The organism is Flavobacterium gilvum, assembly GCF_001761465.1.
Taxonomy (GTDB): domain Bacteria; phylum Bacteroidota; class Bacteroidia; order Flavobacteriales; family Flavobacteriaceae; genus Flavobacterium; species Flavobacterium gilvum.
Map to the genome: position 1 here is coordinate 3,049,018 of NZ_CP017479.1, position 25,334 is coordinate 3,074,351.

A 25,334-nucleotide genomic window follows, 5' to 3' on the forward strand; every position below is an offset into this window, starting at 1 on the left:
GAACTATATCGTTATAGTATCTCTGTTTAAAAAAAAGGATTTCATCATATACTCATAAATAAAACCCTTACTAAATCGTTTAAACAATTTTCAAAAAAAACTCCCTTACTTTTAAACTGATTCTCTTATAATTAAACTCCCCTTTTCCTTTTCTTTCTGCTCCTTAAACTTAGCTTTGTCCTCCATTTGCAACATCAATAAACGAACTGTTTTTTTTCCCATTTCCTCAATTGGCTGTGACAATACCGTTATCGAAGGAGAATGTAATCTAAAACTATCATGATCATCAAAACTGATTACCGCTTTGTCTTTTGGAATTTTTAATCCCAATTTTTTAAATGACTGCAAACCTGCCAACAGCAAATAATTGGTACTAAACAAAACAGCATCAATATCGGTTACTGTATTCAAAAATTCACTAATTTTTTCGATTCGTTCTTCTTCTGTAATATGATATTCTAAGGAAAGTGTTCTTGACTCATCATACAATCCAACTTCATTCAGCGCATTGATATAGCCTTGTTTTCTCAATTGCATCTGAACCAATTCTCTTAAATTAGTTACAAATCCAATTTTTTTAAATCCTTTTTCCAAAAAATGGCGTGTGGCAGTATAACCACCATCTAAATTATCAAGTACTACATGACTAACATTTTGATCTTCAAAATATCGGTCAATTAATACAACCGGGCGCTGCAAATCAATCAATCTATCTATTGTAGATTTCATACCCACTGTAGGCGTGATAATAAAACCATCAACATTTGCTTGTAATAAACTATCAACCAATTCAATCGCACGAGCATCGTCTCCTCCTGTACTACAGTAAAACACTCTATAGTTCAATTGCACAGCCTCTCTTTCTATCACTCTGGCAAATTCAGAGAAAAACTGATTTGAAATATCCTCAACAATAAGTCCAATAGATCTGGTTTTGCCCGTTCTCAAACTACTGGCAATCATATTGGGTCTGTAGCTCATTTCTTCTGCAAGTTTTAGAACTTTTTTAATTACCTCATTGCTTATCCCCATCTTCTCTCCTTTATCATTCAAAACAAAAGAGACTGTTGTAACCGATACGTTAGCCACTTTGGCGATATCCTTAATAGTAATTATTTTACCCATAAAAGTTAATTATATCTTTAAATTATGTTAAAACTACGTTGACAAATATATACAATAAAACGTTTTAGAAAAACGTTTTAGCATTGTTTTTGAAGTCAAATCTCATTTTTACCAATACAACAACATTTTCCTATAACAATCTTAATAATTTTAAAATAAAACAAATAATTAATAGTATTAATATATTATCAATAATTAAATCTTAAAACTATAACATAATTATAATCAACAAAACATAGGATTTATTTGAATAAAAATATTTTTTGGCTTATTTTTCTTATTTTTTAAAATATTTTATTAGTTTATAATTTTTTAGGATTTTTTAAAATATTTAACTTTTTATTAGCGATTTAAAATTTAAAAAAAATAAATTTTCTTGAGTTTTATTATGAATCTGAGTCGCTCCTATGGAGCTTTATATTGGTGATAATCCTATTTTCTACAAACATGACGCTCCTAACCTACCGTGTGGACACATCTAAAAATAGAATACAGATGACCCAGATTTAACGGATTTAAACAGATGAAATTTGATAATCTATTTTCAACAATAAGAATTATTTATTTTTTACTTCTCTTTTTTTAGTATTATGAAAAAAAAATCAGCGACAATCTGTCTAATCTATTAAATCTGTGTCCCATTTTAAGTGTAATATATTTGTGTCCAGAGGGTAGGCTCCTAACGGAGCTTGATAATGCTAATTTCATCAATAAAAAAACCTGAGTGCGATATCCAATAAATATATTATTGAATATCTCACTCAGGTTTGAAGTACCAGATTCTAATCAATTGGCACTATATTAATAATCGAACTTAGGTTATTATCAAATAATAGATGACTGAATCAATAGGAAAGTCGTTTTTCTTCTTCCCAAAATTCAAAAATCTCAGTACTAAATATTCTTATTATTTTTTAGAAGAAATGAACCTTACCTCTCCTTTGGCACGTATATCACGCGATGAAGAACCTACACGCAATTCGAAATTACCTTCAGAAGCCTTCCAGCCTTTTTGCTCAACAGACCAATAGGAAAAATCACGTGCTGAAAGTTGAATTTCTACCATTTTGGTTTCTCCCGGTTTTAATGTTACTTTAGAGAATCCTTTTAATTCTTGTTCTGGTCTTAGCAATACAGGATTTTTTTCATGAATATACAATTGCACAACTTCAGCCCCTTCACGTTTCCCTACATTGGTCACAGGTATTTTCACAACAAAAACCTCATTGCTTTTCATTTCCTTTTTCATTTCCAACTTACCATATTCAAATTGTGTATAAGACAATCCGTGCCCAAAAGGAAATAATGGTTGAATGTTTTTGGTATCAAACCAGCGATATCCTACTAAAACACCTTCACTGTAATTTTCTTCATTATCCACATAACTTTTGTTGGCATGACAAGCTACATCTTCTAGTTTTTGAGGGAAAGTACACGGCAATTTTCCTGAAGGGTTTACTGTCCCAAAAAGAACCTCTGCAAGTGCATTACCACCTTCCTGACCAGAGAACCAATATTGAACCACAGTATTTGTTTTTTCTATCCAAGGCATTGCCACCGGAGCACCACTTTGATTAATTACAATTGTCTTGGGGTTAATTCCTGCTAGAGCATTCACCATTTCGTCTTGTCCAGCCGGAAGATTAAGTGTCAATCTATCTGCTCCTTCTTGCTCCTCAGCATGAGAATTCCCAGTAAAAATCAAAACAGCATCCATCGATTGTACCATTTTCACAAACCCTGGATTGTAAAAATTCTTTGATGCAGATGATAATGCCTTTTCAAATGAATATTCTTTTGAATTAATATATTTAATTTCAGTATTTGTTCCCAATACATTTTTCAATCCATCGAGAGCTGTTATTTCATAAAGCGGTTTTGCTTCCCCACTTCCTCCGGCTAAATCCAAATTACAGTAACCACTGGTTTGAATTCCAACACACAATTTCAAATCGGCATTTCTACCGATAACCAAAATCTTTTTTAAACTGTTTTTATCTAGAGGAAGGATATTTTCTGAATTTTTCAACAATACAATAGACTCTGCAGCTATTTTTTTTGCTACCATTTTATGTTCTTCTGTATTGATTGAACCGGATTTTCTATTTCCTGCATCAGGTCCTAATTTTTTAGTTTTGAAGAAATATGTTAACAATCTTCTTACTTTCACATCAACCACTTCTTCCGAAAGTTCCTTATTTATTACAGCCTTTTCTAAATTTTTATAATAAGGCCCTCTATCGGTTTCTATATCACAACCAGCAAGTGCAGCTCGTTTCATGTCGTGAATTGCTCCCCAATCACTAACAACAAGCCCTTTAAAACCCCATTCATCTCTAAGGATCGTCTGCAATAAAAACGGATTTTCACAGCTCCAATCACCATTTACCTTGTTGTAGGCTCCCATTATACTCCAGGAATCACCTTGCTTTACTGCCGCTTCAAAACTTGGCAAATAAATTTCGCGCATAGTACGTTCATCTACTTTGGCATTTACACTTTGACGGTTTAATTCCTGATTGTTCATTGCAAAATGCTTCACGCAAGCACCTATATCGTTACTTTGTATCCCTTTAATCACGGGTACACAAAGTTTTGAAGTCAAAAAAGGATCTTCGCCCATGTATTCAAAAGTACGGCCATTAAGAGGCGTACGCATAATATTTACTCCTGGTCCGAGAACCATATCTTTACCACGTGCACGATTCTCACTCGATAGCGCATTTCCAAAGAGATAACACATATTAACATCCCATGTGGCTGCAAGTGCCGAAAGTGTTGGAAATGCTGTTGCACAATCTTTCTTATTATTCGTGTTTACATAATCTCCCCCATCCGATAATTCAGGACGAACAGAGCATGGTCCATCTGAAGGGAAAAATGGTGGAATCCCTAATCGTTCTACACCCGGAAAACTATACAAATGATCCCCATGAAGAATATGAACTTTTTCTGCCAAAGTCATTTTGGCGAGCAATTCATTTACTGCTTTTTCATAAGAAGGATTTGATACTTTTTTTTGTCCATGCAAATAGCCCACAAGTAAAAGCGAGAAGACTGTAATAATGACTTTTTTCATTTTGATTTTTTTAGTGATTTGAAACAGAATAGACTTTTTGATTAGCATTTGCTGAAACTGAAATGCTAATTTTTATTAATTTTTAAAATGATTCATCATCATAAATCCCTTATCATCAACTGATTTAATTTTGACAGAGAAATTACCTCCAGAATCCAAATCAAAATACTCTGCTGTCATTTTATGCCAACCTTTTGCTAAAGCTTTTTGACCTGTTTTGGCTTTATTACCATGTGGCCCATCGTTGTCAATAACCATTGCACCATCCACATACAACATCGAACCATCATTAGAAGCTAATTCAAAAGTGTAAACGCCATCTGATTTCACTTCAAAATAACCTTCAAAAATCAATCCAGCATATCCTTTAAAATCTTTTGGCATTTCCATGCTTTCTGATTTGTATTCTTTTACCAATTTGCTGTTTTTGATGTCAGCGCATTTTTTTGATTTAGAGTCGTATTCTTTTACAATAATTCCCTCTCCTGCAAAAACTCCTTCGTAGGCTTTTGAATAACTTTCCTTACGGAATTCAGCTTTATAAACTTCTGACCCACTACCATCTGATCTAAATGACCTAAAGTTAAACTTTGTTGTTTCATTCACTGTAAAAGGAGCAATATATCGTGTTGAAGTAGCTTGCGGAATAGAACCATCTGTTGTATATCTTACGATAATATTTGGCAAAATATTGTTTACAGTTACGGTTTCATTATCCGTAAAAACATTCAAATCGTTGAAACCTGTCAGATTTGGAACTCGATAATTTATTTTCTTGGCATCAAGATATTCGATTTCATTCGCCACTCTGCTTCTGAATTCTTCCCAACCGTTTTTTCCACCATTCCAGGCGCCTTCTGAAAGTGCAAAATACCTTGGAAAATATTGATGTTCGGCACGACGAACTGTCGGAACCGTTTCTGCCCAAAGATTCCCCTGAAGTCCAATCACGTTTTTGGCTTGTTTTGGCGTAAGCCCTTTCAGCGGATCATATTTATAAGCAGATTCTAAAGAAGTTGGTCCTTCCAGCAAATCAAAATACATTTCGAAACATGGACTAGCGATAACCTTATTTCCTTGTTCTGTTGCGGTTGGAATTGCTTTTGGCGCCCAATTTCTCCACCACATAATTGTCGCTGTTGGTGATAATCCACCGTCTAAAATTTCGTCCCAGCCTATCAGTTTCTTCCCTAATTTATTGAAATGTTTTTCCATATCGTGAACAAACCAAGCTTGCAGCTCCTCTACCCCTTTTAAATGTTCCTTCTTAACTTTGGCCTGGCATTTTGGACATGCTGTCCAGTTGGTTCTCTCCACTTCATCAGCTCCCAAATGCATGTATTCATAAGGAAATAATCCGGCAACTTCGGTATAAATTCCTTTTGCCAATTTCAAAGATTCATTGTTTCCTACACACAATGGATCCGAAAAAATGGTTCCCATGTGCGCCGCCCCTTTGCAGGAAAGATAAGGATAACCAATAATTGCTGCCATAAAATGCCCTGGCATATCAATTTCTGGCAAAACATCAATTCCTCTTTCTTTGGCATATTTTACCACATTTTTAATTTGCTCTTGAGTATAAAATCCACCATAAAGTGTATCATTATCAACAATTTTCAAATGCTCTTTTGGTAATTTAAAATCGCTGTTATCTTGTTCTTTGCTCAATTTTATACAATCTCTGTCCTGACTGTTCAATTTACGCCAAGCTCCTTTTTCAGTCAACAAAGGATATTTTTTGATTTCTATTCTCCAACCTTGATCATCTGTCAAATGCCAGTGAAATTTATTCAGCTTATATCTTGCCATCAAATCCAAAAAATGTTTGACTTCCTCTTCACTATAAAAATGACGACTTACATCCAAATGAGCTCCTCGATAATTGTATCTTGGATAATCTTCTATTTTCAGGAATTGTATTTTTGTTTGGCTTACGCCAACGGGAATCAGTTGTTGTAAAGTTGCAACTGACATCAGGATACCGGCTGGTGAAGCTCCACTGATGGCGATTCCGTTACTGGAAACATCCATTTTATAAGCTTCCGATTTTTCGCTTTTGTAACCCAACGAAAGAGTGATATCTGTTTTGCCACTTTTTTCAACTTTCAAATCCAGACCATTTTCTTTAGCAATTGTTGCTACAAGATAATTTGCCAAAGGCGCAAGACTTGGATCGGTAACACCAACAGTCGAACCGTTTTTCAAAACAAAACCACCTTCATTAAAGGTTATATTTTGCGGTTTGGGAATAATAGAAACTCGATATGGAGCTTGTGCCAAACAAAAAAATGGCAACAATAAAAGTAAGAATGCTTTTTTCATCTAAAAATTATTTAATTATGTATGAGTATTCAAAAAAAATTAAAGTTCATAAACAATATACGAACTCACCATCCAATGATTTGAAGTTCCGTTTGCATTTTTTTGGGCTTCGGGAATACTAAAAACTGCTGTGTGTTTTCCAGCTTTTAAATCTAAAGGAACAACCATTGGCTGTACATTACTTCCCGGACACCAATTGGAACGACTGAGATCACTACTGGCAATAGGTTCTTCGATTTCTTTGGTGGTATAAGTTCCTGTTTCTTCCTGTATATAAGGTGCTACTCGTTTTTTCAACCAAACACCCGTACCTGGATTGAATCGGCGAAAACTGGCGCAATCATCTCTCCATGGTATAAAATCAATTACTTTTTTATCATCAATTTTTGCAATATTTTGTTTTTTGACAAATTCATCACCTTCACTATGACCTCCGTGGCCAGTCGTTATATAATATAGTTTTGCATTTTTTGCTCCTTTCGGCAAATTAAATTCTACTTGAAAATCTTTGTAGGCAAAAAGTTCGTCGTTACCTTGATTTGTTCCAAAAGGATCTGTGTTTAAAATCGGCACAACCACTTTATTTTTAGCAACATCACAACTCAACTCGCTTGGCGTGAGATTTACGGATGCACTTACGATATGACCTCCTTTGGTATAATTCCCGATGTGAACACCAATCCAAACTTCGCCTTGCAATAAAGTCGAGAATTGCGAAATATCCTCTTTCCATTTCACTTCTTTTTCCCAATATGGAATATAAACCGGTTTACGTTTCAAGGAATCATTGCTGAAAAATCCAACACCAAAAGTTGTCATAAAGCGCATTAACTCTACTGTAGGTCCAAAATTTCCTTCGGGTACAACAGTTTTAATTTTTGTAAATTCATTAGAGGCAAACTTTTTGTTTTTCACCACATCTTCCAATGAATTATTTTTGTCCACAGGCAATACATAAATCGAACCGGCGCGATCGTAACGGTCACCTCCAGAAATTACCGTAACACTTAATTCTGCTTTGGTGTTCAATTTCTGTTTTGGAAAAGTCACTTTTTTAAACACATACTGTCCTCCTCCAAAATAAATATATCCATTATTATCGGATGAAAAATCTTTACGACTTTCTTCAAAGTTTACTCGTACCTGATCAAAAATTTCTATTTTCTGAGCGGTGACATTATTGGCAAAAGCCAAGACCAACAAAATCACCTTGACAAATTTATTTTTCATTATAGTTTTTTTTTAATTCTTAGAAATAAAATAATACCTCTATAGGACAAACTCATGAGATGTTTTTACCGCAGATTCGCAAATTTTCATAAAAAATCTTATTATAAATTAAACGCTTTCAGCGGAATTTAAGCGATTTAGTTTTTCAAAAATTACAAAATTCAAGTTTGAAAGGAATAAATCTGCGAATTTGCGGTTATTTTAAAAACTCATGTGTTTGCCCTGACTACCTCTCTTTTAGCAAAAAACGAAAAATCATACTGTCGCTTTTTTAAATCCCCCAGTTTTTATTTGGCTTTTCGCCCATAGTCAATTCGAGGCTTCCACCATTGGCTATATCACGGTGATCAATCCAGCATTTATTATAGTTTTTACCATTGAGTTTTGCTGATTGGATATATTTATTTTTTGCTGAATTGTTTTTTGTTGTAATGGTAAATGAATTTCCTTTGGCGTATTTTTTATCCAATTGAAGTGTCACTTTATCAAAAATCGGGCTGCACAATTCATATCTCGTATCCCCCGGACAAAGCGGATGAAATCCAGAAGCTGCTAATACATACCAAGCCGACATTTGTCCTACATCTTCATTTCCAACAAGACCTTCTTCGGGTAAATTGTGGTAAGCTCTCGCACAAATTTCTCTTACCCAATACTGTGTTTTCCAAGGTTGTCCCAATCTATTATACAAAAACGGAATAGTATGAACTGGCTCATTAGCATGATTGTAATAATTATTCCACGACATATCTGCGGGAACATTCTCGAAAAATGTATCCAATTCTGCAATTGTTTTTTCCTTTCCGCCCAACAATCCAACCAAACCATCCGTATCATGCGGTACAAACCAGCCTTGCTGATACAAATTGCTTTCGACACAACCGTAATCCTGAGCCAATCGTCCATCTTTTGGCCATGCTCTCCAAGTCCCGTCTTTGTCTTTTGGTCGAAACCAGCCAACTGTTGGGTCAAATCTGTTTTTATAATTCTGCCCTCTTTTAGCATATATTTTGGCATCTGCTGGATTCCCTAATTCTTTTGCAAATTCTGATAAACACCAATCAAAGTAAGCATTTTCCAATGTGCTAGAAACATCATCGGAAAAGCCAATATATCCAGTTTTAACATTATCAACACTATTTTTAGAAAATGTATATGCCTTTTTTACATCAAAATTTCGGATGCCTTTTTTGTAAGCATCTGTTATCATGCTCACAGCCGGATTTCCTATCATACAGCCGCTATAAGCATTCAAAAATTCCCAACGTTCTAAGTATTTGGTGCCATTTTCATCAGCCAATTCAACCAATGAATTAATCATATCATTTACAACTTCAGGATTTATGATATTTTGCAAAGGCATTTGGCTTCGAAAAACATCCCAACCGCTAAAAATAGTTCGCTTTGTAAAGTTTTTTGATTGATGAATTTTACCGTCACCTCCAGGATAATTCCCATTTACATCTGCAAATGAACGGGGATCTATCATAGTGTGATAAAGTGCCGTGTAGAAAACAGCTTTTTGTTCTTCAGAACCGCCTTCTGTTTTTATTTTGCTTAAAGCATTGTTCCAAAGGTTTGTCGTATTTTTTAAGACCGAATCAAAATCCCAATTCTTCATATCGGCTTCCAAATTCTGTTTGGCACCTTCCAAGTTTACAAATGAAATTCCCGCTTTAAGCAAAACTTGTTCATTTGGTTTGGTTTCAAATTCAGTGTAAAACCCAAGATGTTTGCCTTGTTTTTCACGACAACCTTTCAATATTTCAGCATTTGCTGTCAATTTTTGAAAATCTCCACTTTCTACAAATTGTCTTTTTCTGCTAATGCCATTTGGAATATCCACACTCCAAACTCCGAAATTTTTCAACGGTTTACTGAATTGTGCATAGAAATAAACGGTATAATCACCTTTACCGTCTCCATTTCCCCAACCGCCACCTTCTGGCGGGCATTTCATCCAGCCTTCGATAGTATTTTCATTCACAACTCTCACATATTGCTCAGTTGATGTACCACCAACACGTCGTGCCAAATCAATCTGTATTCTCGATTGTTTGTTTTCAGGAAAAGTAAAACGCATTATTCCGCTATGAGGCGCTGCGGTCATCTCTGCTTTTACATTGTAATCTGTCAATTGCACCGAATAATAACCTGCTTTGGCAACTTCTGATTTTTTGTCATAAGCGGAACGATACCCTTTTACTCCTGTTTTTTCTTTTCCCGAATTGGTTTTCATAGCTCCAGTGGTTGGCATCACTAAGAAATTCCCCAAATCACCATACCAGCCAATTCCGCTCATTTGCGTAAATGCAAAACCTTCAATCGTTTTGTGTTCGTAACTATAACCCGGGCCGTTATCTCCTCCCGTAATTGTATTTGGGTTCAATTGTGTCAAACCAAAAGGTGTGGTTGCTCCCGGAAAAGTCTTACCCAATCCATGCAAAACACCAGCTTTATCAGTATTAGTACTGGCACCAACCAACGGATTCACATAATCTACAAATTGTTTCTTTTGTGCTGAAAGCGTAAAAACAGTTTGAAAAACGAAAATGAATAGTATTTTTTTCATCTTAAATTTAATTGATTATTTTTTTTGAAAAACAGTTAAAACATAGAATAAATTAGTTATAATCCCTTAATCACGATGTCTTTTCTACGGGATCCTGGGAACACTTTTAATTCTTTAATCTTTCCGTTTTCGACACGGCCTTCGATAATTGTATTTTTTGGGGCATTCAATTTAAAATTAACATTCCAGTTATTACTCCAAGCCGGCAACAACACAATTTTATCACCTTCGCACTGCATAATCATATATTGTAACGCGGTCATCATATTTGTAGCGTGGCATTGCTCTGGAGTCCAATCGTAATTTGGACCAAAAAAACCTGGAAAACGATATTCTTTTGCTGTTTTGTTTGCTCTTGATACAACCATTTTTTGAGCTTCCTCTTTCAAACCGAGCAAAGCTGCCTGAATGCAATTTTGTTGCCAACCATAATCTTCGGGATGCAAACGTTTTTGCCATGTATTACGACCAATTTCCAATGTTTTCTCATCCGAAAGACTGGTGTAAGCACGATAAGGAAAAACGGCATAGAGTTCTGGATTCTCAATATTCATTTTATTTGAAAATTTTTCGGCGGGCAGCAATCGCGTTGCTCCATTTTCGGTTATCATTGGCACTTTAGGTAAATCATTTATTGTTTTTTGCCATTGTTCTTTCAACGATGAATCTTTTGTTAAATGTATCAAACGATTCCCTATAAAACGTATTCCAACAATTTCTGGAGTTGGGTTTATAGCTGTGTGCCAAGTTTCAAGTGACTGGGAAGGATCGAACAGAATTTTACCGTCTGTTCCTCTTTTCCAATGCTGATCATAGAATTTAATAATCTCGGTTGCAAAAGGCACCAATGTTTTAGAAAGAAATTCTTGACTTTGCGTAGCATCATAATAATCAAGCATCAGCGCCACCATTTCTATTCCGCTTTGCCAATAATAACGGATATAAGTATTATCTGTCAATCCATCGGGTTTATCTTTTCTGTCAATTCCATAATTTTCATTATCCATGTAATTTCCCCAGAAATAAATTGTCTCAGGAAAAAAAGCGCCTTCATGTCCATAGTATTTTATAGTTGCCGCTTTACGCAAAGGAAGTGCTTTCATATACATGTCAAATATTGGAAGCATCATATCATAATCGCCACAAGCCAACATCGACCAATAAGGCAATCGGGTATTTTGCCACCAATACCCCCCGCCCCAAGAACGATAATCCGGGTCAATTCCGTCAACCGTAAAAAGTGAACCATTAAATTTTATTGGTAGATTACCACGACCTGCGCAAGCCGTTACAAAACGCTGTAAATTGTAGGCTCTCGAAACCATAAATGGATTCGAATCACCAGCATTTGAAGATGTTATTTCAATCTTGCTTCGGTTCCAAAATTGATGCCACCAGTTTTTATGTGCAAGAAAACGCGTCTCCGAAGATGATTTTACATTTTTTGCCAATTTTTCAGTCGCTTTCAACCAATCTTGAGCATTTTCTGATTGATTCGTCAATGAAAAAATTTGAACAGAAAAAGCCTTAGAACCGGTTTTGGTTTGGATTTCGGTATCGGAAATAGCTTTGAAGTTTGTTCCTCTCACAAGCGCACCAAAAGTTCGATTCAGAACTGGATCTTTGCCTTTTACAATTTCATTTCCCAATCCCGTCAATTCGAGATTTCTTTTCCATTGCGATTCTATATTGTGGTGACACCAAGCCAATTGTCCCTCTTTTGAAGGAAGAAAAGTATCTGCATTTACACGCATTTTGTCTGGCCAATTTCCCCAAGCAGAAAATGATTCTTTTAAATTCCCAACTGTCTTAAATTCACGAGATTCATTTCTCCAATTTTCAACTATAACTTTAGCATCAATCGCAGTATTACTTTCAAAATTAACTTGAACTAACGGATTATTTACATCGACCCAAATACGTATTTTCGAAGTCGCTGTTTTTATTTCGATAGAACCATCAGAGAGATTTAAACGTTGTGAAAAAGACTGTCCTTCGGTAAAAACAGAAGGATTGGTTTTAATGCGAATGCGTCCAATTTTTAATAAGCGGTTAAATTCATCAAATGAATCTGATTTCCCTAATAATAAAATCAAATCACCATTGTTTTCTACCCAAACATTGACACCGATATCGCCGTTACCTAGGGGCATAGAACCCAATGCGTTTTTACTCGGAGAATCCCAAGTGACATCATATTGAGAAACATTCCATTCTAATGGTTTAATTTTAGAGGTTTGTCCAATAAGCAAATTGGTAAACAAAAACAGAAAAATAGGGAAAGTCTTTAAATTCATTTTATATTTTTAAAAATTAAACAAGCAATTTATTTGAAACCAATTCTATTTTTACTCCGTAACAATGAGTATATCCCTCAACTTAATGTCTCTTGAAGAAGCTCCAATCATGATTCTGAAATCTCCCGGTTCTACCACCCATTTCATATCACCGTTAAGCATTTGCAGGGTTTCTTTGTTGATCTCAAATGAAACTTCTTTTGATTCTCCCGCTTTCAGCGAAATTCTCTGAAAGCCTTTCAATTGCTTGATTGGTTGTGCAATAGACGCCAATACATCTCTTACATACAACTGAACCACTTCGTCTCCATCAACATTGCTGGTGTTTTTTATGGTACAATACACTTTAGTTGTTTCGGACTTTCCAATTTGTTTTTTGTCAAATCGCATATTACTGTACTCAAAAGTCGAATAACTCAATCCGTAACCAAAAGGAAACAAAGGTGTGCCGTTCAAATTGGTATAATCATCCGAACGTCCTGTTGGTTTATGGTTGTAAACCAAAGGCAATTGCCCCTCAAAAACAGGAAAAGTAATTGGTAAACGTCCAGAAGGATTTTTGTCTCCAAAAAGGATATTTGCCACAGCATTCCCCCCGTCTTCACCCGGGTACCAAACATCCAAAATAGCTGGCACATTATTAATCCATTTGTCCATCGTGATGGCACTTCCTCCGACCAAAATCACAACGACTGGTTTTCCTGTTGCCGCAACGGCATTAATCAATTCTTCCTGATGTCCTAACAAACCAAGATAAGCTCTATCGTTGAACTCACCTTCTTCAATTCCGGCAGCAATAACCGCCACATTCGATTTTTTGGCAGCAGCCACCGCGTCATTAATTTTATTTTGCCAATCGTTATTTACACCAATATTCCAAACCAATTTGAATTTAGCATATCCTTGTGACTCAAAAAATTCCACTTTGATATCGTATTCTTTGTCTTTTTCAAAATTGAAATCAACTAGTTTTGTTGAATACGATTGGCTTTTCCAATTGTCGATAATCAATTTTCCATTGAGATACAAACGATAACCGTCGTTGCCTTCAAAACCAATTTTGTGAGTTCCTGTCACCGGCGATTTAATTTTTCCTGTCCATTTTGCAGAGAAAAAATCATAGTTAATTTTGGCCGGATCTGGTGAATATAAAGTCCAATCAAAATTGATTGAGTTGTCAATTCTTGTAACCATTGGAGTTCCACTCAACTGCACATTATTAAAATATTCGGCAGTCAAACCATTTCTTTTTTTACCATTGGCTATTTCGAATAAATTTGCTGTTGGAACGACAACATAATCCGTGCTTTTTCTAGCACAACCTTCAGCCAGATTAATCACTACCGATTTTCCCAATTTGGCTTTAATTCCGTCAAGCATACTCACTTTTCCGTTTCCGGGTCCGCTGTAACCTCCCAATCGAGCTTCGGTAATATCATTTCCGATTAATGCAATTGAGTTTATATTTTTTTTCAAAGGCAAAATTTTATTGTCATTTTTCAACAAAACCATCCCTTTTTCGGCAGCTTCTCTGGACAATAATTTGTGGGCAGGATTTCCGTTCCATTTATTGGTTTCCTTTTCATCGGCATACGGATTTTCAAACAATCCCAATTCAAATTTCAATCGTAACACTCTTGCCACCGCTTCATCAATATTTTTCTGATTGATTCTTCCGTCAAGGAAAGGTGGCTGAAACAATTTGTAATGATCATAAGCCGTTTGAAAAATCACATCCAAACCGTTATTGATAGCATTTGCACCAGATTCTGCATAATCTTTTGCTGTATAATGCAAAACATTTCCACCCCCCACAGCATTTGCATCCGAAATAATGAATCCTTTAAAATTCATTTCTCCTTTCAATTTTTTATTCAATAACCAATCATTGGCAGTACAAGGACTTCCATTCAAAGTATTATACGAAGTCATAACACTGCGACTTCCGCCTTCGGTAAAACAGGCTCGAAAAGGCGGAAACTGGTATTCTTCCAAATAACGTTCATTATAATCTATCGGGTAACTGTCGCGTCCGCCATCTCCACTGTTTGCCAAGAAATGTTTCGGTGTTGTAATCACTCCTCGTTCCTCAAATGAAGACACAAAAGCAACTCCCATTCTGGCAGAAAGGAAAGGGTCTTCTCCGTAGGTTTCTTCTACACGCCCCCAGCGAACATCCGAAGCAAGGTTTACCACCGGCGATAAAATCTGACGAATTCCACGGCTTTTAGATTCCAATGCAATAGCGGTCGAAACCCGTTTCATCAAGCCCGTATCAAATGTCGCTGCCAAGGAAATAGATTGAGGAAAAGCAGTTGCGCCGTCTCTTACCAGTCCGTGCAAAGCTTCGTCAAAAGCAATAATTGGAATACCTAAACGTGTATTTTCAACAAAATGTTTTTGTATTTTATTAACCAATTTTATCGTTTCCTGCGCATTACTCGCAGCACTGTAATCAAGGATTTGGTTAGCGGCATCAGAGCTTCCTTTGGCACTTACCTGAAAGCCAAAAATTCCGTTTTTGTAATTATCAACTCCATCAGACAAATCGCCAGGAATCATAAACATTTGCCAAAACTTTTCTTCCGGCGTCATTCGGGACAATAAATCCTGAACACGTTCTTCCACGGGTAATTTTGGGTTTTTATATTTTGGTGTTTTTTGGGAAAACAACAATTGAGTTCCCAAAAACAAGCAAAGCAAAAGTGTTCTTTTTTTCATTTTTTTGATATTGAATATTTAGACGCTAATCGAAATATTTTTTTATTTTATTTATTTTAAAATCAAAGAAATAGGCTTATTTACTTTTAATTTTACTTTAACTGAATTATTCGAAATTGTCAAGATTTCTCCTTTTTCTTCACCTCTCAAATCACAGAATTGAGCAGTTTTATATGGACTACCTTCTGGCAAAGTCACTAAGCAATCTGTGTCTTTTCCGTTTTGTTCCCAAAGTCGGATTAAATCTCCTTCCCCATCTCTGTTTTTTCCAAAGAAAGTTACCAAAACACCTTTTTCGGACACAGAAATTCCTTTTGCGGAAGCCTCAAGTTTACCAGCTGCACCACCTGCATACGATACCATCAACGGATTTCTGATTTCCTCTGAAGGAACAACAATCGAATTTCCGTCGGTATAACTGTCTATACTCCACAAATAAAATTTCGCCGTCCATGAACCTTCTACCCATTCTGTAAAATTGGTACTCCATTGGTTATTGTATAAATTGAAAAATACATTTCCTTTTTGAGGAACAAAATCAGTAGAATATTTCCACAAGCCCGGACGATCCAAACTTACTCCCGGAACATCTGGAGAGGTAACTCCAAATCCTTGATTATTTTTGTCCAAAACGCCAATACCTGTATTGATAAAGCCATAATCCAGATTGGAACCTTTTACAATATCTTTCGCAGGATCGATTACTCCACCTAAACGTCCCAACTTAAACTGTGCGTTTTCGATATTGAAAGGAAAACTTATCCAGCCTCCTTCTGGCCAAGCTTCGGCAGGTTTTCCGTTAATGCTCCAAATCACTTCAACAACGGGTTTGTTTTCAAACAAAGTAAAAACCATTGTATAATTGTGATTCAAATCGGCATCACCTTTGAAATGCATCATGGCTGAAACCGATAATCCATCTTTAGAAAATTCAATTTCAGCATTTTTTCCAGAAGCTTTTTTGTATGAAGCATCATCAAGATTGATTCTGCCCAATTCTGAATACGCCCAATTCCAACCCGCTTTGATATAATCCTTGGCGTATTTATCGGTTTGCGTTTTGGCAAAACGTTCGTTACTATATTGTCCAAATTTGTACTCCGAATTGGCGTTTACCATTTCTTTATTTGATTTTTTGTCAATCAAAGATTTAATCGTTCCGTTTTGTTTATCGAAAGTAATTTTGAAAAATGAATTTTCCATTATTCCTTTTTCTGAATCAAATGATAAACTAGATTTTTGTAAAGGCGCCTCTTCATCTGTAGCAATAAAAGTGCTGTAACCCATTGCTGGAATGGCATTTGCCTGAAACTGAAGGATATTTTTGTTTTTGATAATTGGAATAATTTCTCCCGTTACAACGTTTTTTAATGATTTTTTAAAATCAGAAGCAGTTTGCACAGTTACCATATCGCTACGTTCCCATGGCAGCGGATTGTAAACTACGATACGGTTTCCATCTGCTTTTACCGAAGCTGCCAAACGTTTTAATTCCCTGCTGAATGTTGGTAAAATCAATTTTTCAGAACCATTGATGTGATTTCCTTTTTCTTTCCAAGAATATTCTATTGCGTCATAATCTCCTTTGGCGCGTAATTTTTCAAATTCATTGCCATACGCCCAATAACCAGAATGACCGTGACTCATCGCCAAACCAAAAGTATGCTCATCAAATAAATGAATACCTTCCAAAGATTCGTTCACGATTTTGTTTATTGGCTCTTCTTCTTTTTGTCCCCAAATAGACGCCAAAGTGCTAAATGCTTCCAAATTCAAAGACGATTTACTCAAAGCACGACTCGATTTCATTTCGCGCGGCATTGACATATAGCCATGAATCCAAGTGTCTGGCATATCTCCTTTTATGGTTTCCAATTTTGGATTTTCCTTTATAATAGTATTGTAAAAATCAGCAAGACTTCCTACCCTAACTTTGGCACCGGGATTAAGTTTTTCTATATTTTTTACTTCTTTCTGGAATTCTTCATACGATTGAGCTCCAGAATTGTCATTGGTTTGAATAATTGCCAACCAAGTTTTGTGTGGCCAATCTTTTGGTGGCGCAGGACTTGTTCCGTAATATTCTCCAAAATAAAAAGTCATCAGCTTTGATTTATCTGGGCCTTCCCACCAAAACAGTAAAGGAACTTTTGGCGACATAGAAGCAGGATTACAACCAATGTGCAAAAATTTCACACCTGCATTACTCAACAATGTGGGCATAATCCAAGAATGACTTGGCACATCAGACATTTTTGCATCAATGGCTAATGGCAATCCTAAATCTCTATGAATTTTTGAAGCATAACCTAGCGATTGTACCAGAGGCTCCAAATCGGCAGCTTCTGTCTCCATCGAAAAAGGCAACGCATGAACAAAAAGATTACCATCAGTTATCGCTTTTTCAATTCTAATTTTGACTTCAGGCTTTGACTTCAAAAGCATTTCTTTCATTGGCCAGCCAGAAACCGTCCATTTGAATTGTTGGTCTTTCGGTAAGTTTTTTGACTGTTCAATAGTATTCAGCGCACTGGTTACCATTGAATTGGCATAATTATACCTCACATTATCTGACCAATCAGTATAACCAATATCAAAATGGGTTTTGAAAACCACAATTACTTCGTTGACTTTTGGAGTATCGGATTTGCTTTTTTTCTGACTATTCCCTAAGAAAGGTAAAAGTGAAAGCGTTAAAAATAGAATCGTTTTTTTCATGATAACATCAATAAAATTTGTTATTCAAAAAATCCTCAGATTTCTCACTAAATCGTTTAAATAAATTTGATAAAAAAAAATGCCATCCTCAAACATGAAGATGACATTTTCCTTTTTTTTATTATTAATTCGTCAAGAAACCACCTTGGCCTCTGTATAATTTAATTGGCGCATCTAATGTCACCTTGATACAAGTCACATATTTATCGACAGCAGTTTCTGGTAAATCTATGTAAACCAATCCAGGAACGGCACTCCAAGAAATTTTACCAACTACTTTATGAGTCAATTTTACGTTGGAACCTAAAACAGTAATGTCCTTAATTTTGTTATCTAATCCTTTCAACATTACTTGTCCAGAAGTTTTTCCGTGAACAAATAAATAAAGTGTTTTTGAATCTTTGGACAATGTTGTTGGTCCATAGAAATGACCTTGAGGAATTCCAGGAATAGTTCCGAAAATTCCTTCTCCGTTTCTTTTGTTCCAATCACCTAATTCTTTCAAAGTAGAAACAACTGTATCAGGATAAGTTCCATCAGGTTTTGGTCCAATGTCTAATAATAAATTCCCTCCATTTGAAACGGCATCCACAAAAATGGTAATAATCTCGTAAGGTGTTTTCCAGTTGTTATCGCTCACACGGTAACCCCAGTTTTCGTTCATCGTCATACACAATTCCCACCATTTGAATGCAGGGCGCACCACAGGGAAATTTTGTTCTGGTGTATCATAATCACCATATCCTTGCAAACGACCATTGATGATAGTATTTGGGTTTCTGTCTAACATCATTTTACGCGTTTTTTCGGCTTGCCATTCTTCGGCGCTGTGCTCCCAGTCACCATCAAACCACCACAAATCAGGATTATACCAATCTGAGATTTCTTTGATTTGTCCTTGGAAGAATTTTTGGAAACGCTCCCAACGAGCTGGTTCTTTCTTGATATCATAACGTGCTTTTTCTTTCAAAAAACCTGGATAATCATCATGAGTCCAATCAATTAAAGAAAAATAAGCCCCACATTTTACATCTCTTTTACGCAATTCTGCAAATAAAGGTTTAATCATATCTTTTTTGGCAGCACAAGTTTTTACGGAACTCAACTTCCCTAATTTCGTGTCATACATCGCCACACCGTCGTGATGTTTTGTTGTAATTACACAATATCTGGCACCACAATCTTTGATCATTTCTGCCCAGGCAGCCGGATCATACTTACTCAAAGTATAACCTTTTTGTTGTTTCATATAATCTTCAACCGAAATGTTTCCGTTATGAAAACTCCAAGATTCCGAAACATCGGCCACCGAATAAATTCCGGCATGAATGAAGATACCTAATTTAGCATCTTCAAACCATTTCATTTTATCAGCAATATCCTTTGCTGAAATTTTATTCTGGGCATTTCCCACTATAGAAGTTCCTGCTAAAAGAACCGCCAATATTAATCTCTTTATCATTATTTGTGTTTTTAAATTCTGTTTATTTTATTCTGATAACTGTTGAAGCCAATTGTAATCCATTGCTTTCGGCTTTTACAGTAAATTGTCCTTTCTGATCTTTTTTGGCTTTTACAATAACCAAAACTTTTCCATTATAGGCTGGGCGTTCATGACTTTGAAAAGGAACAAAACTTGTAGCGTCTCCATTGTCTGTTGCTACTATTTCTCCAGCTCCTTCTACTGAAAACTTAACCATTTGATTGGAACGCGGTACAACCAAACCATTTTTATCAGCGACATCAACAGTAACGAAAACTAAATCAACATCATCTGCAAGTACTTCGTTTCTGTCGGCTGTCATTTTAAGTTTTGTGGCTTCACCTGTAGTTTTTACCACATCGGTAGCCCATACTTTTCCTTTTTTGTAACATACCACTTTTAGTTCTCCCGGAGCGTAAACCACATTTTCCCAAATCAAACGAAAATCTTTTCCGGCTTCCATTTTCTTTCTTCCAAGGCTTTTTCCGTTAAGGAATAATTCACCCTCATCCCCAGAAGTATAAACATGCACAGGAACTACCTTACCAACACGTTCGCTCCAATTCCAGTGCGGAAGTATATGTGCTGTAGGAACATCTGGTCTCCAGTGTGATTTATAGATGTAATAACGATCTTTTGGGAAACCAGCCAAATCGATTATTCCAAAATAACTGCTTCTGGAAGGTGGATTGCTTTTTTGTAATTCTGCTAATTTCGCTTCCAATTCCGCTTGTTTTGAAGGGTCTGTTCTAAAGTTTAATAAATTGGTTTCATCAGAATTATAAGGAGTTGGTTCTCCCAAATAGTCAAATCCAGTCCAAACATATTCTCCCAATAAATGAGGGAATTGAGCATTGGTACGGAATTGAGTGTCTGGCGAACAACCCCATCCCGGGAAAGCATCATCATAAGATGAAATTTGCCAAGAAGTTTTATTGTATTTATCATCAAAGAAATATTCGCCACGAGAACTCACCGTTGAAGATGTTTCACTGCCAATGGTTGGTTTTTTCTCATATCTTGGATCGACATCCCATTTTGGTTGTTGGCTGAAGAAATAATTTACCCCCATAATATCCAATGCGACTACTGCGCCCGAACTACGTCCTCCATCAGGATCGTTATAACCGTTTGAAACAGGACGTGTAGGATCTTCTCTGCGCATTATATCTGCCAAACGTTTTGTCAATGCAACGTTTTGTTGGTCTGGTACTTCATTCCCAATTGACCAGATAAATACCGAAGGATGGTTTCTATCTCTGTGAACTAATGCCACTAAATCTTTTTCGTGCCATTCATCAAAAATCACGTTATAATCTTTCTTTTTCTTTCCTTTTTTCCAGGCATCAAAAGCTTCATCCCAAACAAGGAAACCCATTTTATCTGCTAATTCCAACAACTCTGGAGCAGGTGGATTGTGGGAAGTACGAAGTGAATTACATCCCATTTCTTTCAACATCTTCAATTGTCTTTTTAATGCCGATGTATTAATTGCTGCGCCCAAAGCACCTAAATCGTGGTGGTTACAGGTACCAAAAATTTCTACTCTTTTTCCGTTCAAAAGGAATCCGTTCCTTGGTGTGAATTCGATAGTACGAATACCAAAAGGTGTATTGTAGGTATCCACTACTTTTCCGTCAACAATTACTTTTGTTTGTGCAACGTAACGATTTGGCGTTTTTAAATCCCACAGTTTTGGATTGTTCAAAACTGAATGAGTATCAGATTTTGCTGTACCATTTGGTTTAATTTCAATTGTTGAAGGAAATAATGAACCTACTTTTATCTTAGGCACATCATTAATGTCTATTTCATATAAATCAGTAGTAACGAGAGCTTTTACAGTTTTGTCTGTAACATTATCAACCTTTACAATCATTCGAATATCGGCGGCTTCTTTGGTAATATTCGGAGTCGTTAGGTAAGTTCCCCAATGACCTACATGCACCGGATTAGTTTTAACCAACCAAACATGACGATAAATTCCTGCTCCAGGATACCAACGCGAATCCCAATTTTCGGTATCCAAACGAACCGCTAAAATATTCTCTTGACCGAATTTCAAAAATGGCGTCAAATTCATTCGGAAAGAATTATAACCATAAGGCCAAGTTCCAACATAATTTCCGTTCAAATAGATTTTTGCATTTGCCATAGCTCCGTCAAAATCAACAAAAATTTCTTTTCCCGAGTCAGAAGCTGGAACAGTAAAATGTTTGCGGTACCAGCCTATCCCTTTCCAAGGCAATTTTCCGGTTTCTCCTCTCAATTCAATTCTAAAAGGTCCTTTTATAGCCCAATCGTGAGGCAAATTCAATTTTTCCCAATCAGATTCATTGGTAGTAACAGCTTCCAAGTCTTTTGGTTCTTCTTTAATCAATCCATTAGCTTGTAGCCCAAATCGTGAAAAAAGCCAATTATCATCAAATGATTGTGTTTCTGTCGAACCCATTCTTTTTATAGCAGGGTTTTGAGAAAACATTGAAATCCCCATCATCAGACAGACAACTAGTGAAAGGCAATTGTGCAGCGAAAACATCTTTTTGTTCCTATTCATTGTAATTATTTTTTATTTTCTGGTATTATTTCTAAAATGGTAGACCTTTTACAATCAGCCATTTTATTTGGTATTTAAATCTTTTATGTCAGTTTTAATCTGTTTATTCGTCATTTTGAAAGTGATAATTTTCGGTTTCCAAGTTGTGTTAAATCGGTTCTTCTTTATTACTACATTTTTGCAGGCAGTAAGCGCAAAAGAATTTTCATTGGAACCCGAAGTCAGCAAATCAGATGGATTAATTGTATTGTTATTAAAAAATAAACCATCAGTCGAACGTGCAGACAAAATGGGTTTGTCAAAAATCTTGAATGTATTGTTTTCAATACGGATGTTACGGTGTACATAATAACCTTCAACCAACTCATGATTTTCGGGAGCAATATTGATGATAGTACCCGAATTGTAAGCACATTCCTCAAAAGTATTGTTGCGAATCGTTACATCATTTACAGCTCCTGACTCGAACCAGCTCGAAGCATCGTTTGCTATCAAGATGGCATGCATACCTGTGCGATAAAAAACATTGTTTTCTATCAAAACTTTTCTTCGTGTGGTCAACAACAATCCTCTTGTATTGGTGCGCTCGAATCTCGAATTTCGAACAGTTACTTCTGGAGTCCAAGTTAAGTTTTCAATAACATTTCCAACACTAACTTTATCCGAAACTTCTCCATCCAATACCAATTCCATTTCTTTTTTACTAATCAATTTTGCCGATTTAAGTTTCCCTAAAACGATTGGTTTCAGCGTTTGTGGACTTACAAAACTGATACTGTCACCTGCAAAAAAAGCTTCAAATCCATACGTTTGGTGGTGCATGAATTGTACTTTTATTTTTTTATCGGCAGTAATTTCAGTTATTTTCAAATGTGTTCCGTGTACATTCATTGGGTCGTCATGCGCACCCGATGTACTACATCCGTCAACCAAAATTTTTCCTTTGCATCCCGAAAAATGAAAACAATCTGCAAATGACGCAATCACTCGGCCGGAATCTTCACGAGGCGCAACAACAACTTTTGAAAGTGTAATGTTTTCGGCAAATTGAGAAACAATTCCCAATCCGTGCATAAAATGCATTTTGACATCCGAAAGAACAATATCTTTGCTCAAAGTAATAAATCCGCCACAATTATCTCTGTAGGTATCACGAATAGAAAGCACATCGCCTACTTTATAATTTGCCTTTGCAAAATTACCTTCAAACAAAACAGTTCGATTTTCTTCCTGAGTCGCCTTTGAATTCAAAAATGGCCCGAATGAGGAGTAACGCATCAGATTTTTTTCTTTATCCAATGAAATGGTATGAAACGAATTGCTCTTCCATCCTTCACCATAAAAACCTATTTTTCCTTTTTCTATAAAATATCTAGAATCAGGATGGATTTTCATTCTAATGGCCGTTGGTGAAACCGAAGTGATTGTCACTTCCGACATAGTTGGACGTTCATAATCAAATCGGATGTTTTTTATTTTAATGTTTTCGCAATTGAACAAAGCAAACGAAACCATTTTACCGTGCAGAACCACCAAAGTATTATTTCCGTCCAAAGTGACATTTTTCAGATGATCAAAGTAAAAACCAATGTTTTTCACTTTGGACAGCGTATCGCTTTCCGTAGTATTTGAAATAAAGATTTCCTTTTTAACAGCATCTTCTGGCCATAAATCAATTCTGCCACCAGGCAACTGAATGACAATATTTTGTTTGCCTTTGCATTTTTCGAGTGCTTGTTTTACCCCTTTGCTGGCATTCTTGTAACTATTGGATTTCACACCAAATTGCGTCACTTTGATGGTGTCGGCAACCTGTCCAAAAACGCCGAATGTTATTAGACAAAATAAAAACAGAAAAATTTTTGTTTGGGATAAATTCATTTTTGATTAAAAATTATGTTTAAGTATGATTCAAAACAAATACTGATATTCTTAAGATTTGACCTAACAGCTTTTAAAAACCTGTTAGGTTTCTGCCGGAAACCAAAAGTTATATAATTAACCCTTGATGTTATAAATTACAGCGAGCGATCCAAATGCGTATAACCACCATCTACATAAATCAACTGACCAGTGGTATGGCTCGATTTTTCAGACAATAAAAATACAGTCATATTCGCTATTTCCTCAGCAGTCGTCATTCTGTGCTCGAACGGAATTTTGGATGTAATTTCTTTTAATTTTTCTTCTGGATTCTCAAGGGTTTTTATCCATTTTTCATATAATGGCGTGTAGCATTCGGCTACGATAACTGCGTTTACGCGGATTCCGTATTTCAATAATTCAACAGCCCATTCTCTTGTCAAAGCATTACGCCCACCATTTGAAGCCGCATACGCCGATGTGTTTCCTTGTCCGGTATCGGCAGTTTTTGAACCAATGTTCACGATTGATCCTTTTGTTTTTTTCAGCTCAGGTAAAGCGTGTTGTGCCATCAAATAATAATGTACAAGATTTTTGTGAACCGAAGCAACAAATTTTTCGTAATCGCCACTTTCCAAACCTACACCGTCATTTACCCCTGCATTATTTACTAAGCCGTCAATACGGCCGCACATAGCGATAACTTGGTCAACGGCACTTTTGCAATCGTCTGGATTAGTTAATTCGGCCACGACAGACAATGCTTTTCCACCTTCAGCCTCTATTTCTTTAATAGCAATTTGATTGTCGGCATCTACTCTTCCTACAATTACTGGAACAGCTCCTTCCGAAGCCAGAACTTTACAGATTCCAAGTCCAATTCCCTTTGCACCACCGGTTACAATTATTATTTTATCTTTTAAATTAAGATTCATTTTGTTTTATTTTTTTGGTTTAAAATTCGGTTAGGTATGAATTACAAATATGATTTACCCATTTTGATGTAAATCAAATATTTTATCCATCATCATCCATTTTTCTCCTTCTTTTGCCCAAGGCAATGCTTTTTGATATTTCCACATCAATTCTTCCCATTCCTGAACTTTAGGATTATTAGCATCCATTTCTCCTTTTCTTTCAAATGAAAAAGTCTCATTGGCCTCAATAATCATAAACATTCTGTTGCCAACACAATAAATATCAAGATTTTCAATCCCCGAACCAGTGATACTTTTTGTAATTTCTGGCCAAATTTTTTCATGATATTTTTTGTATTCTTCCATAAGCGTCGAGTCTTCAATCAAGTCTAACGCAAGACAATATTTTTGGGTCACCATTTATTTCTTTTTATTGTTAATAGTAAA

General features: G+C 35.9%; 13 protein-coding genes. All 13 read right to left on the reverse strand.

The window, feature by feature from the left end; all coding sequences use genetic code 11:
- Positions 1 to 111: 111 nt before the first annotated feature.
- Entirely contained in the window at positions 112 to 1,125 is a 1,014-nt protein-coding gene (locus EM308_RS12670; protein ID WP_070261850.1) for a LacI family DNA-binding transcriptional regulator, read from the reverse strand.
- Positions 1,126 to 2,032: 907 nt separating this feature from the next.
- Positions 2,033 to 4,204 carry a glycoside hydrolase family 3 C-terminal domain-containing protein gene (locus EM308_RS12675; protein ID WP_035639969.1) on the reverse strand — a complete coding sequence of 724 codons (2,172 nt, stop codon included), beginning with the start codon at positions 4,202 to 4,204 and terminating at the stop codon, positions 2,033 to 2,035.
- Positions 4,205 to 4,279: 75 nt separating this feature from the next.
- On the reverse strand, positions 4,280 to 6,529 hold the full coding sequence (locus EM308_RS12680) for a family 20 glycosylhydrolase (RefSeq protein ID WP_051877879.1): 2,250 nt from the start codon (positions 6,527 to 6,529) through the stop codon (positions 4,280 to 4,282).
- A 39-nt stretch (positions 6,530 to 6,568) separates the two neighbouring features.
- Positions 6,569 to 7,759 (reverse strand): peptide-N-glycosidase F-related protein, encoded by a 1,191-nt coding sequence (locus tag EM308_RS12685; protein ID WP_035639959.1) that lies wholly within the window; start codon positions 7,757 to 7,759, stop codon positions 6,569 to 6,571.
- Positions 7,760 to 8,030: 271 nt separating this feature from the next.
- Positions 8,031 to 10,331 carry a GH92 family glycosyl hydrolase gene (locus EM308_RS12690; protein ID WP_051877878.1) on the reverse strand — a complete coding sequence of 767 codons (2,301 nt, stop codon included), beginning with the start codon at positions 10,329 to 10,331 and terminating at the stop codon, positions 8,031 to 8,033.
- A 56-nt stretch (positions 10,332 to 10,387) separates the two neighbouring features.
- Positions 10,388 to 12,628 carry a DUF5703 domain-containing protein gene (locus EM308_RS12695; protein ID WP_035639957.1) on the reverse strand — a complete coding sequence of 747 codons (2,241 nt, stop codon included), beginning with the start codon at positions 12,626 to 12,628 and terminating at the stop codon, positions 10,388 to 10,390.
- A 51-nt stretch (positions 12,629 to 12,679) separates the two neighbouring features.
- The gene (locus tag EM308_RS12700; protein WP_035639955.1) at positions 12,680 to 15,349 is read right to left on the reverse strand and encodes a glycoside hydrolase family 3 protein; all 2,670 of its coding nucleotides are present in this window, start codon (positions 15,347 to 15,349) and stop codon (positions 12,680 to 12,682) included.
- A 51-nt stretch (positions 15,350 to 15,400) separates the two neighbouring features.
- Complete coding sequence (locus EM308_RS12705) at positions 15,401 to 18,067, reverse strand: glycoside hydrolase family 38 N-terminal domain-containing protein (protein ID WP_051877877.1); 2,667 nt, start codon at positions 18,065 to 18,067, stop codon at positions 15,401 to 15,403.
- Between the two features lie 124 nt (positions 18,068 to 18,191).
- Complete coding sequence (locus tag EM308_RS12710) at positions 18,192 to 19,529, reverse strand: alpha-L-fucosidase (protein ID WP_035639953.1); 1,338 nt, start codon at positions 19,527 to 19,529, stop codon at positions 18,192 to 18,194.
- 22 nt (positions 19,530 to 19,551) lie between these two features.
- Entirely contained in the window at positions 19,552 to 22,107 is a 2,556-nt protein-coding gene (gene galB / locus EM308_RS12715) for a beta-galactosidase GalB (protein ID WP_197056150.1), read from the reverse strand.
- A 63-nt stretch (positions 22,108 to 22,170) separates the two neighbouring features.
- The gene (locus EM308_RS12720; RefSeq protein WP_035639951.1) at positions 22,171 to 23,988 is read right to left on the reverse strand and encodes a right-handed parallel beta-helix repeat-containing protein; all 1,818 of its coding nucleotides are present in this window, start codon (positions 23,986 to 23,988) and stop codon (positions 22,171 to 22,173) included.
- 137 nt (positions 23,989 to 24,125) lie between these two features.
- A complete protein-coding gene (locus EM308_RS12725; RefSeq protein ID WP_035639950.1) occupies positions 24,126 to 24,905 on the reverse strand; it encodes an L-fucose dehydrogenase in 780 nt (259 codons plus the stop codon).
- A gap of 54 nt (positions 24,906 to 24,959) precedes the next feature.
- On the reverse strand, positions 24,960 to 25,307 hold the full coding sequence (locus tag EM308_RS12730; RefSeq protein ID WP_035639948.1) for an L-rhamnose mutarotase: 348 nt from the start codon (positions 25,305 to 25,307) through the stop codon (positions 24,960 to 24,962).
- Positions 25,308 to 25,334: the final 27 nt, after the last annotated feature.